The following is a 15,043-nucleotide window of genomic DNA, read 5'->3' as shown; positions in this document are numbered from 1 at the left end:
TATCACAATCCACCTAATTAGCGAGAAAAGTGATTGCCTGACGCCGTCGCTACTGACAAATCATCCCAAAAGGAGTCGTTTCCATGGTTTCGTCCACACCCTCACCGGTAACATTTGGTAAAAATGATGTAGAAATTATTGCACGCGAAACGCTTTACCGTGGATTTTTTTCCCTGGAGTTGTATCGGTTCCGCCATCGCCTGTTTAACGGCGAGATGAGCGGCGAGGTGCGGCGGGAAATTTTAGAGCGCGGACATGCCGTGGTATTGTTACCCTATGATCCGGTGCGAGATGAAGTTGTATTGTTGGAACAAATTCGTATTGCCTCTTATGATAGCAGTCCGACCCCCTGGCTGTTGGAGCTGGTAGCCGGTATGATCGAGCCTGGCGAATCGCACGAACAGGTGGCGCGGCGGGAGTCCATTGAGGAGGCGGGGCTGGACATCGGCCGTTGCAAACTGCTGCTAAGCTATCTGGCAAGTCCGGGCGGCACCAGCGAACGCTTGACGATTATGGCCGGCGAGGTGGACGCGCAGCTGGCCGAAGGTATCCACGGATTGGTGGAAGAAAACGAAGATATCCGTCTTCACGTGGTCAGCCGGGAGCAGGCTTACCGTTGGGTTGAGGAAGGGATTATCGATAACGCGGCCTCCGTCATTGCCCTGCAATGGCTGGCACTACACCATGAATCCTTACGAAAAGAGTGGGCCGATTAATGATCAAGCGCTACACCCCTGATTTTCCTGAAATGATGCGCCTGTGCGAGACCAATTTCGCCCAGCTGCGCCGGCTGTTGCCGCGCACCAACGAGGTGGGGGACGCCATAACCTATCAGGTCAACGGCGCCAGCTATCGCCTGACCATACTGGAGGCGACGCGTTACACCACCCTGGTGCAGATACTCCAGACCGAACCGCTGGTCAGCTACTGGAGCCTGCCGTCCATGAGCGTGCGGCTGTACCGGGACGCCATGGTTGCGGAAGTGTGTTCCAGTCAGCAGATCTATCGTTTCAAGGCAAGGTATGATTACCCTAATAAAAAGTTACACCAACGTGACGAAAAACATCAAATCAACCAATTCCTTGCGGATTGGCTACGCTATTGTTTAGCGTATGGGGCGATGGCGGTTCCCGTTTGTTAGGCAGATTTCAATAACCAAGGATACCCTTTGGAAAGCCTGTTGACACTTCCTGTGGCGAATGGGGCCATTATCAGGATTTTACAGATCACAGACACTCATTTGTTTGCCGGTGAGGATGAGGCGCTGCTCGGGGTGAATACCTACCGTAGCTATTGCGCGGTATTGGACGCGGTTGAAGCTGAACGTCATCATTACGATTTGGTGGTCGCGACAGGTGATTTGGCCCAGGACCATTCCCTTGAGGCCTACCAGCACTTCGCCAGGGGCATTACGCGGTTGCCCGCGCCCTGCGTCTGGTTACCAGGCAATCATGATTACCAGCCGGCAATGGTCAAGGCCTTGGCGGACGGCGGAATATCGCCGTCGAAACATGTGCTGCTCGGCGATCAATGGCAACTGGTGCTGCTTGACAGCCAGGTGTTCGGCGTACCGCACGGCGAACTGAGCGATTATCAGCTTGAATGGCTGGAAAAGGCCCTGGACTCGCAGCCCGAGCGCTATACGCTGCTGCTGCTGCATCACCATCCGTTCGCGTCCGGCTGCATCTGGCTTGACCAGCATAGCCTGCGCAACGCGCATATGCTGGCGGCGACGCTGGCCAGGTTTCCCAGGGTAACCACGCTGCTGTGCGGCCATATACACCAGGAACTGGATGTCGACTGGCAGGGCCGGCGCGTTTTGGCCTCGCCGTCCACCTGCGTGCAGTTCAAACCGCACTGCACCAATTTTACTATCGATTCCGTCGGGCCCGGCTGGCGTTATCTCGATTTGCATCCTGACGGCACGTTGTCGACCGAGGTCCATCGGTTATCCGGCGACGAGTATCTGCCCGACACGGATTCGGAAGGCTATTGATGGCGGTCCTGCTTTATCTTCATGGTTTCAACAGTTCCCCCGCCTCGGCCAAGGCCACGTCTTTCAAGGCCTGGCTCGCCCGGCATCATCCCGATATCGAGATGATCGTCCCGCAGTTGCCGGTGTATCCCGCCGACGCGGCCGACATGATCGAGTCGCTGGTCCTTGACCGGGCCGGCGAACCGCTGGGCATTGTCGGGTCGTCCCTGGGCGGTTATTATGCCACCTGGCTGTCCCAATCCTTTATGCTGCCCGCCGTGGTGGTTAACCCCGCGGTGCGGCCGTTCGAGCTGCTGGCGGAGTTCCTGGGCAAGAATGAGAATCCCTACACCGGCCAACATTATGTGCTAGAGTCTCGCCATGTCTACGACCTGAAGCTGATGCATGTCGACAGGCTGGAATCGCCGGACCTTATCTGGTTGCTGCAGCAAACAGGCGACGAGATCCTTGATTACCGGCAGGCGCAGGAGTATTACACCCACTGCCGCCAGACCGTGGAATCGGGCGGGAATCACGCCTTTGTCGGGTTCGAGCATTTTTTCTCTCCCATAATTGATTTCCTGGGGCTGAATAAAGTCTGAATCGCCGCCGTTTGAGCCGCGCGAATAACGCTTCCCGAGGGGGTGTCCTTTGCGGTAGGCTCTCCAACAATTTGTCACGAAATATACTTTAAGCCATGACTCAATCAAGCTATAACGCCGATGCGATAGAAGTATTAAGCGGACTGGAGCCGGTACGTCGTCGTCCCGGCATGTACACGGACACCACCCGGCCCAACCATCTGGGCCAGGAGGTCATCGACAATAGCGTCGACGAAGCGCTGGCGGGCCATGCCCGGCGTATCGACGTGGTGTTATATGCCGATCAATCCCTGGAAGTGACCGACGACGGCCGCGGCATGCCGGTGGATATCCATACCGAGGAGGGGGTGCCGGCGGTCGAGCTGATTATGTGCCGCCTGCATGCGGGCGGTAAATTCTCCAACAAAAGCTACCAGTTCTCCGGCGGCCTGCACGGTGTGGGTATTTCAGTGGTCAATGCCCTGTCTACCCGGGTGGATGTGACGGTGCGCCGCGACGGCAACATCTACGCCATCGCGTTCGAAAACGGCGATAAGGTCGAGGATCTGTCGGTCATCGGCACCTGCGGCAAACGCAACACCGGCACCAGCGTGCATTTCTGGCCCGATCCGCAGTTCTTCGACAGCCCGCGTTTTTCAGCCTCCCGGCTGGCCCATTTGCTCAAAGCGAAGGCGGTGCTTTGTCCCGGCGTGGAAATAGTCTTTACCGATCAGGTTAATAACACCGAGCACCGCTGGTGCTACGCCTCCGGCCTGACCGACTACCTTAACCAGGCGATCAACGGGCTGATTACCCTGCCCGAGGCGCCGTTTACCGGCGCCTTTGCCAGCGATACCGAAACCGTCGACTGGGCCCTGCTCTGGCTGCCCGAGGGCGGCGAGCTGCTGACCGAAAGCTATGTTAACCTGATCCCCACCCCCCAGGGCGGCACCCATGTCAACGGGCTGCGCCAGGGCCTCCTGGACGCCATGCGCGAGTTTTGCGAATACCGCAATATCCTGCCGCGCGGCGTTAAGCTGTCGGCGGAAGATATCTGGGAGCGCTGCGCCTATGTGCTGTCGGTGAAAATGCAGGATCCGCAGTTTGCCGGCCAGACCAAGGAGCGTTTGTCTTCCCGCCAGTGCGCCGCGTTTGTCTCCGGCGTGGTGAAGGATGCCTTCAGCCTGTGGCTGAATCAAAATACCCAGGTAGCCGAACAGCTGGCGGAACTGGCGGTGGCCAGCGCCCAGCGGCGTTTGCGCGCCTCGAAAAAAGTGGTGCGCAAGAAGTTGACCAGCGGCCCGGCGCTGCCGGGGAAACTGGCGGATTGCACCGCGCAGGATCTGGCGCGCACCGAGCTGTTCCTGGTGGAAGGGGACTCCGCCGGCGGGTCGGCCAAGCAGGCGCGCGATCGGGAATACCAGGCGATCATGCCGCTGAAGGGCAAGATCCTCAACACCTGGGAAGTCTCCTCGGATGAAGTGCTGGCGTCGCAGGAAGTGCATGATATTTCGGTGGCGATCGGCATTGATCCGGACAGCGATGATTTAAGCCAGCTGCGCTACGGCAAGATTTGCATCCTGGCCGACGCCGACTCCGACGGCCTGCATATCGCCACCCTGCTGTGCGCGCTGTTTGTGCGCCATTTCCGCGCGGTGGTGAAGGAAGGCCATGTGTATGTCGCCATGCCGCCGTTGTACCGTATCGATCTGGGCAAGGAAGTGTTTTATGCCCTGGACGAAGGCGAAAAAGCCGGCGTGCTCGAGCAACTGAAACGCAAAAAAGGCACCCCGAACGTGCAGCGCTTTAAAGGGCTGGGGGAAATGAACCCGCTGCAGCTGCGCGAGACCACGCTCGATCCCAACACCCGCCGCCTGGTGCAGCTCACCATCAACGACGAGGATATGCAGCAGACGCTGGCGATGATGGATATGCTGCTGGCGAAAAAACGCTCGGAAGACCGGCGCAACTGGCTGCAGGAAAAAGGCGACGAGGCCGAGATCGAGGTATAGTCCCCTTACGGCAGGGGCGCCTGCCGGCGCAAGGCGGCCAGCCGTGCTGGCTGCGCGGATAGCCGCCTGAAACCTCTTGGGCTAACTGGCGGACGCCGCATCCCACAAGGTCATAATCTGGGCAATCGCCCCTTCGATATCGCTCAGGGGTATGCCGTCGCGCGCCAGCGTGGATATCCCCAGCAGGAAGCTGTCAAAAATAACCACCAGGGCCTGCGTACCGGCCTCTTCCCGCAGTTCTCCTGAGCTGATAGCTCTGTTAACACAGTTTCTCAATCCGGTGCGTGTGCGGTTGCGGGAATCGGCAAGCGGTTTGAGCACCGGGTTGTACTCGGGGGAGCCGGCAGACATGACGCCGAGCGCCACCATGCACCCTTTGGGATGCCCGGGTTCGCACTGCATGCGGGCGGAATCCGACAACGCCCGCTCAATGGCCTGGCGAGGCGGCAGTGCCGGATCCCAAAGCGGCTCGGTGACGCGCCCGTGCGTGGCCAGGTAACAGGCCACCGCTTCACGAAAAAGCCCTTCTTTTGAACCAAAGGCGGCATAAAAACTGGGTGCGGTGATGCCGCGGCCGATAGCCGCTTTCAGTTGCGTCAATGACGTTGATTCATAACCATATTCCCAGAACAGATGCATTGCCTGGCGCACGGCTTCGTCGCGATCAAACTGTCTGGGTCGTCCGGTTCGCATGATCTCTCTCCTGCTTCAATAATTTTATACTAATTGATACATAATTGTTTGACAACCTATTCGTTTCACGATATTTGTACTAATTGATATATAAATAAGCCCAAGAGTATACGCAATGAAATCTCAGCATTCTCCCTCCCGGCGCCAAGACTACCGGCAGCAAAATGAAAGCCTGCCGGTACTCGCGCTGCTGGCCCTCGCCATGACGGGGTTTATATGCATTATGACCGAAACCGTTCCCGCTGGCTTATTACCCGAAATCAGCGCCGGCCTAGGGATCTCGATGTCGCTGGCGGGCCAAATGGTGACCGTATATGCCGCCGGTTCACTGATTGCGGCCATTCCATTGACGCTCGCGACACGCACATGGCCCCGGCGGCACGTGTTGCTGGTAACGATCGCCGGTTTTCTGGCGTTCAATACGCTGACGGCGATGTCGTCCAGCATGATGCTTACGCTGGCGGCGCGCTTTCTGGCGGGGGCTTGCGCCGGTCTCGCCTGGAGCCTGCTGGCCGGCTACGCCCGCCGGATGGTACAGCCGGCATTACAGGGCCGGGCAATGGCCCTGGCGATGGTGGGAACCCCTATTGCGCTTTCCCTTGGCGTGCCGCTGGGTACCTGGCTGGGGAGTGTGCTGGGCTGGCGCCTGACTTTCGCCGTGATGTCCGGACTGTCCGTCATCCTCATCGTTTGGGTTCTTGCCGCCGTGCCGAACTATCCGGGACAGTCGGATCCGCAACGGATGCAGCTGAAAAAAGTCCTTTTCACGCCGGGCGTAAGACCCGTACTGGCGGTGGTATTACTCTGGATGCTGGCTCATAACATACTGTATACGTACGTTGCCCCGTTTATCGGTCCGGCCGGTCTGGCCGGCAGCGTCGATCGGGTATTGCTGGCTTTCGGCCTGGCCGCGCTCGGGGGCATCTCCATTACGGGACGCGTTGTCGAACAACATCTGCGCCGGGCGGTGCTGATCTCGTTATCCGTGTTTGCGCTGATATCACTCCTCTTTGGCCTTAATGCCGCCTCACCCCTGATGATCTATGCCGGTGTCGCCGTTTGGGGACTGACGTTCGGCGGCGCCGCCACATTGCTCCAGACCGCGCTGGCCGACGCGGCCGGGGCGGGCGCGGACGTTGCGCTGTCAATGAACGTCGTGGTTTGGAACAGCGCCATTGCCCTTGGCGGGCTTTTCGGCGGACTGCTGCTTGACCATGGGGGCGTACGGTCATTCCCCTGGGTTCTGCTGGCCCTTTTACTGGCAGGCCTTGCCGTCGCCTCCCGCGCCTCCCGGCATGGATTTCCCGCCGGCAGCCGGCAGGACCGCGCCTTGGTTACCGATTAGAAAAATTTGCCGTTGCACGCTGCGGGTTGAACCGCCGGCCAGCGACGCGCGGCAGTACGGCATGGGAGCCCAGGGCGCTTGCGGCTGCCCTCACTGGTGGATTTACCCATTCTTATGTGACGGCAGAGGCCCCGGCCTTCGCCGCCGCCAGTCCGCCGACGGCCGATTTCCTCAATGCCGCCGTCGCTGCGCCAAACCACTGATACAGGGGAACAACAATGGACATTGGATTAATCGGATTAGGCGCAATGGGGAGCGCGATGGCATTGAAACTGGTTGCGGCCGGCCATAGGGTAACAGCCTGGAATCGCTCAGGCAGCCATCTCGAAGGGGTGGACATCATGGCGACGCCGGTTGAGGTATTGCAATCAGAGGTGGTGCTGACGATGCTGTCCGACGATGCCGCCATTCGCAGCGTGCTGGTGGATACAAATGCGTTTGCGCATGCAAGACCCGGGCTGGTGCACGTGGTGGCGTCGACTATTTCGGTGGCGTTTGCGCAGGAGTTGGTGACGTATCATCAGCAGGCGGGGATTGCCTATGTGGCCGCGCCGGTATTGGGTCGCCCGGACGTCGCCGCCAAAGGCGAGCTCAATATCCTGGTCGCCGGCGCCGCGGCGGCAATCGACGCCGTTCGCCCGCTGTTGGCGATTATCGGCAAGCGCGTCTGGGACATGGGCGAACAGCCGCCCACCGCGCATGCCGCCAAGATTGCCTGCAATATGATGATCACCATGGCGATTGAGGCGATGGCGGAGGCGGTGGTGCTCACCGAGGCTAACGGCCTGGCGCGCGATCGCTTTTTCGAGCTGATCCTCGGCACCCTGTTTGGCAGCCGTTCCTACCAGCTGTACGCGGCCAATATCGCGCAAGAACGTTACGAGCCCGGCTTCAAGGCTTCACTCGGCCTTAAAGATTTGCGCCTGGCCCGGGAGGCGGCCGAACAGCTGGGGCGGCAACTCCCCATGCTTACCGCCATTCATCGGCAGATGGGCGATGCCGTGGCCGCAGGCCATGGGGCGCGGGATTGGTCGGTGGTGGCGGATTTCACCATCAACAGACAAAGGGATGAACCTGACTTTCCCCGGTAATCCTTGTTGTATACCCTGGGGAAAGAGTCTGCTCACGCCATGTTGCCGTTGCATTACCCCGATGTTACTATTTAGCTATCAAGACATGCGGATGGTTAAACGGCTAAAAATCACGTTGACCCTTATCGCCCGCGGCAGGAGAACGGACAGGTATGGCAGAGAATCAGCAGTTGGCCGCATTGGTGGACGCGTGCCATTGGATCGGCGCCAAAGGATGGAGCCCGGCTACCGGCGGCAATATGTCGGTGCGCGCGCAGGCGGGGCTGTGCCTTATCAGCGAATCCGGCAAGGATAAGGGACGGCTGCGCGCGCAGGATTTCCTGCCGGTGGATATCACCACCAACCAGGTGCTGGACGCGCGCATACCCTCCGCCGAGACCGGGTTGCACACCCTGGTGTACCGTTGTTTTCCGGCGGCCGGGGCCATTTTGCATACCCATTCGGTGAATGCCACCGTGCTGTCGCGCCTTGAGGCCGGCCAGGCGCTGCTGCTGACGGGCTACGAGATGCAAAAATCCCTCGACGGCGTCGCCAGCCACCTGGAACAGGTGGCCGTGCCGATTTTCGATAACGATCAGGATATCCCGGCGCTGGCGGCCCGGGTGGCGGCCCATCACGAGGCTACCCCGTTGCGCCACGGCTTTCTGGTGCGCGGCCACGGCCTCTACTGCTGGGGGCGCGATGTCTTCGAGGCGCGGCGCCATCTGGAAGGGCTGGAGTTCTTGTTCCAGTGCGAGCTGCTGCGCCGCCAGCTGGAGGCAAAATGATCAGGGCCATCGTCACCGATATCGAAGGCACCACCAGCGATATCCGTTTTGTCCATCAGGTGCTGTTTCCCTACGCGCGTGAACGGCTGGCGGGCTATGTGCGCCGGCATGCCGCCGGGAAAGACGTGGCGCGGGCATTGGCGGCATTACGGCGGGAAATCAACCGGCCCGAGGCCGATACCGAGGCGCTTATCGCCACGCTGTTCGGTTTTATGGATGAAGACCGCAAGTCCACCGCCCTGAAAACCCTACAGGGCATGATCTGGCGCGAGGGCTACCAGGAGGGCGATTTTCTCGGCCACCTTTATCCCGATGTGGCGCCCAGACTGGCCGAATGGCGGCGGCAGGGGCTGGGGCTGTATGTGTACTCCTCCGGTTCGGTGGAGGCCCAGCAATTACTGTTCGGCCACAGCGAGGCCGGGGACCTGCGCCCGCTGTTCGATGGCTATTTTGATACCCGCATCGGCGCCAAACGGGAGACGGCGTCCTATCGCGCCATTTCCCGCGAGCTGCGGCTGCCGCCCGGCGAGCTGCTGTTCCTGTCCGATATCGGGCAAGAGCTGGCGGCGGCGCGCGCGGCGGGCTGGCGGGTGTGCCAGCTGGTGCGCGACGAGGCGGATCCGCAGCAGCATTACCCCCAGGTTAACCGGTTTGACCAGATTGACTTACAGGAGATCGCCCAATGAGCGCGTTAACGATTTTCAGCGATACCCATGCCGACCAGCCGGTGTGGCAAAGCCGCGACGCCGAGGCCATCCGCCGGCAGCTTAACGACATCGGCGTTCGTTTTGAGCGCTGGCAGGCCGACCGTGAACTGGAGCGGGATCCGGTTCCGGCGGCGGTGATCGCCGCCTATCAGCCGGCCATCGACCGGCTGGTGGCGGAGAAAGGCTATCAGAGCTGGGATGTGATCAGCATGCGCGCCGATCATCCGGAGCGCGAGCAGCTGCGGGCAAAATTCCTGGCGGAACACACCCACGGCGAAGACGAGGTGCGCTTTTTTGTCGAGGGCGCCGGTTTGTTTTGCCTGCATCTGCACGGAAAAATCTGGCAGATCTTGTGTGAGAAGAACGATCTTATCTCGGTGCCCGCCGGCACGCCCCATTGGTTTGATATGGGAAGCGCCCCGCATTTCACCGCCATCCGGGTTTTTGACAACCCGGAAGGATGGGTGGCCAGGTTTACCGGCGATGCCATCGCCGACCGTTATCCGCGCCTGGAGAGATAAGCGGCCGCATTAATGCCCGGCCTCCGGACGGGGCTTACCGCGCCGGATGCCGCTATGACCGCCCGGTTGATTACCGGCCGGCGTGAGCGATGGCGTTCCGGTAGACGGCGGCTTCGCGCCGGGTGCTAGCGCGCCAGCGGGCGGCGGAAGATGCCTGCCTGCGCCTGCCCGGGCGTCACCACGCCGGTATCCAGCACCCAGGCGCTGATAAGCGCGGCGGGAGTGACATCAAACGCCGGATTATAGACATCGGCGTTTTGCGGCGCCCATTGGCAACTGCCGAAGCTGCCGGCTACCCCGGTGACCTCGCTTGCCGCCCGCTGCTCAATGGGAATGGTGTCCCCGTCGGGGCACGCGGGATCGTGGGTAGTGTGAGGCGCGGCGACATAAAAGGGGATGTCGTGGAAGCGCGCCAGCACCGCCAGGCTATAAGTGCCGATTTTATTGGCCACGTCGCCGTTGGCGGCAATCCGGTCCGCGCCGACCCAAACGGCGTCCACTTCCCGCCGCGCCATCAGGCCGGCGGCCATGGCGTCGCAAATCAGCGTATAGGGTATGGCCTGTTCTCCCAGCTCCCAGGCGGTCAGGCGCGCGCCCTGCAGCAGCGGACGGGTTTCATCCACCCAGACCTTTTGTACCTTGCCCTGCGCGGCGGCCACGCTTATCACGCCAAGGGCGGTGCCGATGCCGGCGGTGGCCAGGCCGCCGGTATTGCAATGGGTCAGCAGGCGGCTGCCGGGGCGCACCAGCGCCGCGCCGTGGCCGGCAATGGCCGCGCACAGCGAGCGGTCCTCTTCCACCAGGCGCAACGCCTCCGCCGCCATGGCGGCGGCATAAGCCTCCTGCTCCAGCGCCAGACGCATTCGCGCCAGATTATTCATCAGGTTAACCGCCGTGGGCCGCGCCGCGCCTAAAGCGGCAAGGGATTGCGCCAGCTGCGGGCGCGCCATGCCGCTTTCCGCCAGCAGCGCCAGCAGCAGGCTGGCGGACAGGCCGATCAGCGGCGCGCCGCGTACCCGGAGCGTGCGGATATGATCGATAAGATCCGCCGCGGTATCGGTGGCGCACCAGTTTTGCCGCTGCGGCAGCGTCTGCTGGTCCAGAATCCACAAACGGCCGTCGCGCACGCGCATGCTGGCGGTGTTAAGATTTTGCATCGATCGTTAAGTCCCTTTTAGGTTATTGCAACTTAATGGCTATTCTGCCAACATGACGGGAAGATGTATAGACGTCTACATGCTTTTACGCCTTTACGGCCTTAATTCCCTTTGTATGAGGTGCGCCTTGTCTGTTTACCATACCCTCACCGCCGCCGACGCCGTGGATTATGCCCGCCATTATGCCGGCGTGGATCAACCGGATGCCCTGGTGGCCGCCGAAGAGGTCGGGGACGGCAACCTGAACCTGGTATTTAAAATCCTGGACAGCCAGGGCGTCAGCCGGGTCATCGTCAAGCAGGCGCTGCCTTATGTGCGCTGCGTCGGCGAATCATGGCCGCTGACGCTCGATCGCGCCAGGATCGAAGCGGAAACCCTGCTCATCCACGGGGCGTTCTGCCCGCGGCACACGGTGCGCATCCTGCACCACGACGCGGACCTGGCGGTGATGATTCAGGAAGATCTCTCCGACCATAGCATCTGGCGCCGTGAACTGATCAACGGCGCTGTTTATCCCCAGGCCGCCGGCCAGCTGGGCGAATATCTGGCGCAGGCGCTATTCCATACCTCGGATTTTTACCAGCGTCCCCAGCACAAAAAAGCGGAGGTCAGCCGTTTCACTAATCCGGAGATGTGCCAGATCACCGAAGATCTGTTTTTTACCGATCCTTATATCACCCATGAGCGCAATGCATTCCCGCCGTCGCTTACGGACGAGGTGGCGGCGATACAGGGCGACAGCGCGCTGAAGGCGGCGGTGGCGGGTTTAAAGCATCGCTTCCTCAGCCAGGCGCAGGCGTTGCTGCACGGCGATGTCCACAGCGGGTCGATCTTTGTCGCCGCGGGCCGGCTAAAAGTAATAGACGCCGAGTTCGGCTATTACGGCCCGATGGGGTTTGATCTCGGCACCGCCATGGGCAACCTGCTGCTCAATTACTGCGGCCTGCCGGGGCTGCTGGCCCTGCGCGAGGCGGCGGACGCCCGCGAGCAGCGCCTTAGGGACGTGCGCGCGCTGTGGCAGGCGTTCGCCGAAGGGTTCCTGGGCCTGGCTGTTGAAAAAAGCCGGGATATCATGCTGGCCGAGCCCGGCTATGCGCGGCGGTTCCTGCAGCAGGTCTGGACGGATGCGGTGGGATATTGCGGCACCGAGCTAATCCGGCGCACTATCGGTTTTGCCCATGTCGCGGATTTGGATACCATCACCGACGAAGCAATGCGCCATCAATGCCAGCGCCAGGCGCTGAGCCTGGGCAAGACGCTGATTCTGGCGGCGGCGCATATTCCCGATGTCGACGCGCTGCTGGCCCGCATCAGGCAGAACGGCTGAGCCGCCGGACCGGGCCGCCGCAATGATGCGTATTTTTTCTTGCGGGTGGCCTGCATTCCTGTTTTCTTCTTCTATACTGATATAACGATTTCATCGACTTAAGCGCTAAACGATGACAACCCAAACGAGAAGGAAAAGGGAATGAAAATTTTTCTGTGGATTATTGCGATTATCTTTATTGTTGGTCTGTTAACCCTCACCGGCGTGTTCAAATTAATCTTCTGAGTTTTTTCCCGCTATTGCTGTGCGGCGTTCGCGGACCCAGCCCGCGAACGCCCGCTGGTACTTTATCCTCAGCCCAAATATTCGATAATCGACAGCCCGGCGTTGTAATCCGTGGCGTAGATAATGCCCTGGGCATCCACAAAGACATCGCAGGACTGTATGACCTTCGGCCTGCCGGGGCGTTTATCCATTAGCGTCGCCGGCGGCGCGGGCACCAGCGCGCCGGTTTCCCGCGGATGATAGGGATCGCTGATATCATAGGCGCGTATCCCGGCATTCTGGTAAGTGGCGAAAATCAGCGTCGAGCTGATAAAACTGCCCGGACGGTTTTCATGCAGGTTATGCGGACCGAAATGCGCGCCTTTACGCACGTAATCCGCTTCGTTTGGCTGCGGGAAGGTGGCGATGCTCACCGGGTTCGCCGGCGCGCGGATATCAAAGACCCAAATCAGTTTCTCGCCGTCTTCCTGGTTATCCAGCACCGCTTCGTCCAGCACGATCAGCAGATCCCGGTCCGGCAGGGGCAGGGCGGTATGGGTGCCGCCGCCAAACGGCGGACTCCAGTTGCGGTGGCTTATCAATGCCGGTCGCGTGCGATCGCTGACATCCAGCAGTGTCAGGCCGCCGTCGCGCCAGCTGCCGTAGGCGGTATCGCCGCTGACAATGGCATGGTGCAGCGCATAGCGTTTGCCCTGTGGCCAATCCGGCTGTTCGCCGCCGGCGGTGTGCATGCCCGGCAGCCAGTATTTTCCCGCTACCGCGGGACGGGCGGGATCGGCCAAATCGATGGTCAGGAAAATATAATCGCTGTAGCCGTCCAACAGGGCCGACACATACGCCCAGCGCCCGCCCGCATACCAGATGCGGTGAATGCCGATGCCGTCCAGGGATAAAAAGCTGATTTCCCGCGGCCTGTCGGGAACGCTGATATCAAAAATGCGTAAACCGGCGCTCCAGCCGCGATCCGCCGGGCCTTGGCTCACGGTATCGTTGACCTGGCGGGTGTAATAGACTTTTTCATCGGCAAAACGCGCGTCGGCAAACAAATCGCGCGCATTAATCACCAGCAGCAGGTCGTCATGGGCCTGCAAATGCACGTTCCAGGTACCGGGCGGCGCGGCGATAAAACCGGCGGGTTTCGGATGCTTGACATCGCGCACATCCACAATGGATACGCCTTGCGACACCATATGCCCAATGTAGGCGTAGCCCCGGTGCACCATGACCTGCACGCCGTCGGGTCTACCCCCTTGGTCGCTATGGCTGAGCAGCCGCATATTGCGGCTGTATTCCGGGACGGGGAGTTGCTTATCTGCCATCGGTATGCCCTTATTTCTTGGCGTGAGCGGCTTCAAGGGTGGCAAACCAGGGCGCGACAAAGTCGTCCGCCCGGCCCCAGCCCGGGATAATGGTCGCCAGCGACGCCATATTCACCGCCCCCGGCTGGCTGGCCAGCAGCGCCTGGGGGATAACGGCGGCGCGGAATTCATAGGTCGCGGGCGTCGGCGCGCCGGCTATTTTATTGGCCACCAGGCGCAGGTTGATTTTGCCGATAAGCTTTGGATCCACCGCCACGCTGACCTTCCAGGGGCTGTCCGATTCACGCATCAATTGCAGATCCTGGTTGGAAATGTCGATGCTGTACAGCTTGATTTCGGTTCGGCCGTTTTCCTTGAGCGCCTTATAGGCTCCCTGGCTAAAGGCGTCCCAGGTGCCCCAGATAGCGTCGATTTTACCTTTGGGATATTTGGCCAGCACCGCGCCGACCTTATTGGCGGTATCGCCCTGCACATCCGACGACACCGCGCCGAGGGATTCCAGCTCATGAATGCCGGGATTGTCCTGCAGCAGGGCTTTATAGGCCGCCTGGCGCCGCTCCATGGGCGGGAAGCCGGCCACCCATAATTTAATGATATTGGCCTTGCCGTTGAAGTCCTTGATCAACTGCCCGAAGGATTCCCGGGTCAGGGATGCGTCATCCTGCTGGGTGACGGTTACGCCCGGCACCACGCCGTTAACCGCCGTATCGAATACCGACACCGCTATACCGCTGGCGGTGATGCGTTTGACCAGCTCGGTGGAATAAGGATCCCGCCCCTGGGACAGGATAATGCCGTCGTATTTCTGGGTAATGGCCTGGTTAACAAAATCCTGGAACCGGGCATCGTCGCCGTTGCTTAAAAAGGTACTGACCTTAAAACCCAGCTTTTTCCCCTCCTCGATGACCCCCGAGACAAACTGTGTAGTATTGTCATCCGATCCCAGGTTGCGGATGACCGCGATGCGGATGGGACCGTTATGCTGGGCGATGGCGGCGGGCACGGGCGCGGGCGCGGCGGCGAAGGCTGGCAGGCCTGCCAGCAGGCCCAGCGCCAGCAGCGGGGAGAATAATTTTTTCATCAACGGCTCCATGAGGGTAAATAGGATAAGCGTGGGCGCCGGGGAATAAAATAGAAGCCTGTATGTCTGGATGTCTATTCGGCCCGGCATTGCATCATAGCCAGCGCGCGCGTAATAAGAAATGTTTTCCGTTATGACTTTTTGGCAGATGTTATGCCATTTCGTGTGTTTGGGGATGATTGGCGTGCGGCGGGCCACCCAGGGGATAAAAACGCGGCGTATCATCGGACTACGCCGCGCAG

At 60.4% G+C, this 15,043-nt stretch carries 15 protein-coding genes; 11 read left to right on the top strand and 4 right to left on the bottom strand.

All coding sequences use genetic code 11. The features are described 5' to 3' along the window. Positions 1 to 83 precede the first annotated feature (83 nt). The 5 genes from nudF (at position 84) to parE (ending at position 4,568) form a co-directional block, all read left to right on the top strand. Positions 84 to 716, top strand: coding sequence for an ADP-ribose diphosphatase (gene nudF, locus ACL2XQ_RS22755; protein WP_410013433.1), 633 nt, complete (start codon positions 84 to 86; stop codon positions 714 to 716). Further along, complete coding sequence (locus ACL2XQ_RS22750; protein WP_410013434.1) at positions 716 to 1,141, top strand: DUF1249 family protein; 426 nt, start codon at positions 716 to 718, stop codon at positions 1,139 to 1,141. The genes nudF and ACL2XQ_RS22750 overlap by 1 nt, the downstream gene beginning before the upstream one ends. A 27-nt stretch (positions 1,142 to 1,168) precedes the next feature. Then, positions 1,169 to 1,996 carry a 3',5'-cyclic-AMP phosphodiesterase gene (cpdA, locus tag ACL2XQ_RS22745; protein WP_413721494.1) on the top strand — a complete coding sequence of 276 codons (828 nt, stop codon included), beginning with the start codon at positions 1,169 to 1,171 and terminating at the stop codon, positions 1,994 to 1,996. Continuing rightward, complete coding sequence (gene yqiA / locus ACL2XQ_RS22740) at positions 1,996 to 2,577, top strand: esterase YqiA (protein ID WP_410013436.1); 582 nt, start codon at positions 1,996 to 1,998, stop codon at positions 2,575 to 2,577. The genes cpdA and yqiA overlap by 1 nt, the downstream gene beginning before the upstream one ends. A gap of 95 nt (positions 2,578 to 2,672) precedes the next feature. Further along, on the top strand, positions 2,673 to 4,568 hold the full coding sequence (parE, locus tag ACL2XQ_RS22735; protein WP_410013437.1) for a DNA topoisomerase IV subunit B: 1,896 nt from the start codon (positions 2,673 to 2,675) through the stop codon (positions 4,566 to 4,568). An 81-nt stretch (positions 4,569 to 4,649) separates the two neighbouring features. On the opposite strand, the gene ACL2XQ_RS22730 is transcribed toward parE, so the two are convergent. Beyond that, positions 4,650 to 5,264 carry a TetR/AcrR family transcriptional regulator gene (locus ACL2XQ_RS22730; protein WP_410016724.1) on the bottom strand — a complete coding sequence of 205 codons (615 nt, stop codon included), beginning with the start codon at positions 5,262 to 5,264 and terminating at the stop codon, positions 4,650 to 4,652. A gap of 112 nt (positions 5,265 to 5,376) precedes the next feature. On the opposite strand from ACL2XQ_RS22730, the gene ACL2XQ_RS22725 reads away from it, so the two are divergent. The 5 genes from ACL2XQ_RS22725 to ACL2XQ_RS22705 all read left to right on the top strand — a co-directional run bounded on the left by ACL2XQ_RS22725 (position 5,377) and on the right by ACL2XQ_RS22705 (position 9,692). Beyond that, positions 5,377 to 6,606 (top strand): MFS transporter, encoded by a 1,230-nt coding sequence (locus ACL2XQ_RS22725; RefSeq protein ID WP_413721493.1) that lies wholly within the window; start codon positions 5,377 to 5,379, stop codon positions 6,604 to 6,606. A gap of 218 nt (positions 6,607 to 6,824) precedes the next feature. Continuing rightward, positions 6,825 to 7,697 (top strand): NAD(P)-dependent oxidoreductase, encoded by an 873-nt coding sequence (locus tag ACL2XQ_RS22720; protein ID WP_413739746.1) that lies wholly within the window; start codon positions 6,825 to 6,827, stop codon positions 7,695 to 7,697. Between the two features lie 152 nt (positions 7,698 to 7,849). Next, a complete protein-coding gene (locus ACL2XQ_RS22715) occupies positions 7,850 to 8,464 on the top strand; it encodes a methylthioribulose 1-phosphate dehydratase (protein WP_413729392.1) in 615 nt (204 codons plus the stop codon). Then, entirely contained in the window at positions 8,461 to 9,150 is a 690-nt protein-coding gene (mtnC, locus tag ACL2XQ_RS22710) for an acireductone synthase (RefSeq protein WP_410013441.1), read from the top strand. The genes ACL2XQ_RS22715 and mtnC overlap by 4 nt, the downstream gene beginning before the upstream one ends. Then, complete coding sequence (locus ACL2XQ_RS22705) at positions 9,147 to 9,692, top strand: 1,2-dihydroxy-3-keto-5-methylthiopentene dioxygenase (protein ID WP_413739745.1); 546 nt, start codon at positions 9,147 to 9,149, stop codon at positions 9,690 to 9,692. The genes mtnC and ACL2XQ_RS22705 overlap by 4 nt, the downstream gene beginning before the upstream one ends. 125 nt (positions 9,693 to 9,817) lie before the next feature. Here the strand turns inward: ACL2XQ_RS22705 and mtnA are convergent, their stop codons facing one another. Further along, positions 9,818 to 10,849 (bottom strand): S-methyl-5-thioribose-1-phosphate isomerase, encoded by a 1,032-nt coding sequence (mtnA, locus tag ACL2XQ_RS22700; protein WP_413739744.1) that lies wholly within the window; start codon positions 10,847 to 10,849, stop codon positions 9,818 to 9,820. A 127-nt stretch (positions 10,850 to 10,976) separates the two neighbouring features. Between mtnA and mtnK the strand changes: the two genes are divergently transcribed. After that, a complete protein-coding gene (gene mtnK, locus ACL2XQ_RS22695) occupies positions 10,977 to 12,176 on the top strand; it encodes an S-methyl-5-thioribose kinase (RefSeq protein ID WP_410013444.1) in 1,200 nt (399 codons plus the stop codon). A 293-nt stretch (positions 12,177 to 12,469) separates the two neighbouring features. On the opposite strand, the gene ACL2XQ_RS22690 is transcribed toward mtnK, so the two are convergent. Continuing rightward, positions 12,470 to 13,720: an LVIVD repeat-containing protein gene (locus ACL2XQ_RS22690; RefSeq protein WP_413721488.1), complete on the bottom strand. Its 1,251-nt coding sequence runs from the start codon at positions 13,718 to 13,720 to the stop codon at positions 12,470 to 12,472. Positions 13,721 to 13,730: 10 nt separating this feature from the next. Beyond that, positions 13,731 to 14,801 (bottom strand): sugar ABC transporter substrate-binding protein, encoded by a 1,071-nt coding sequence (locus tag ACL2XQ_RS22685; RefSeq protein ID WP_413739743.1) that lies wholly within the window; start codon positions 14,799 to 14,801, stop codon positions 13,731 to 13,733. Between the last annotated feature and the right edge of the window lie 242 nt (positions 14,802 to 15,043).

It is taken from the genome of Sodalis sp. RH14 (assembly GCF_047324285.1).
GTDB lineage: Bacteria > Pseudomonadota > Gammaproteobacteria > Enterobacterales > Enterobacteriaceae > Acerihabitans.
The sequence above is the reverse complement of the archived record's forward strand: the minus strand, read 5'-3'. Positions and strand labels throughout refer to the sequence as shown.

Coding starts and splice junctions, on each gene's coding strand:
- nudF (WP_410013433.1), top strand. CDS start 84: ATGGTTTCGTCCACACCCTCACCGGTAACATTTGGTAAAAATGATGTA.
- ACL2XQ_RS22750 (WP_410013434.1), top strand. CDS start 716: ATGATCAAGCGCTACACCCCTGATTTTCCTGAAATGATGCGCCTGTGC.
- yqiA (WP_410013436.1), top strand. CDS start 1,996: ATGGCGGTCCTGCTTTATCTTCATGGTTTCAACAGTTCCCCCGCCTCG.
- parE (WP_410013437.1), top strand. CDS start 2,673: ATGACTCAATCAAGCTATAACGCCGATGCGATAGAAGTATTAAGCGGA.
- ACL2XQ_RS22725 (WP_413721493.1), top strand. CDS start 5,377: ATGAAATCTCAGCATTCTCCCTCCCGGCGCCAAGACTACCGGCAGCAA.
- ACL2XQ_RS22720 (WP_413739746.1), top strand. CDS start 6,825: ATGGACATTGGATTAATCGGATTAGGCGCAATGGGGAGCGCGATGGCA.
- ACL2XQ_RS22715 (WP_413729392.1), top strand. CDS start 7,850: ATGGCAGAGAATCAGCAGTTGGCCGCATTGGTGGACGCGTGCCATTGG.
- mtnC (WP_410013441.1), top strand. CDS start 8,461: ATGATCAGGGCCATCGTCACCGATATCGAAGGCACCACCAGCGATATC.
- ACL2XQ_RS22705 (WP_413739745.1), top strand. CDS start 9,147: ATGAGCGCGTTAACGATTTTCAGCGATACCCATGCCGACCAGCCGGTG.
- mtnA (WP_413739744.1), bottom strand. CDS start 10,849: ATGCAAAATCTTAACACCGCCAGCATGCGCGTGCGCGACGGCCGTTTG.
- ACL2XQ_RS22690 (WP_413721488.1), bottom strand. CDS start 13,720: ATGGCAGATAAGCAACTCCCCGTCCCGGAATACAGCCGCAATATGCGG.
- ACL2XQ_RS22685 (WP_413739743.1), bottom strand. CDS start 14,801: ATGAAAAAATTATTCTCCCCGCTGCTGGCGCTGGGCCTGCTGGCAGGC.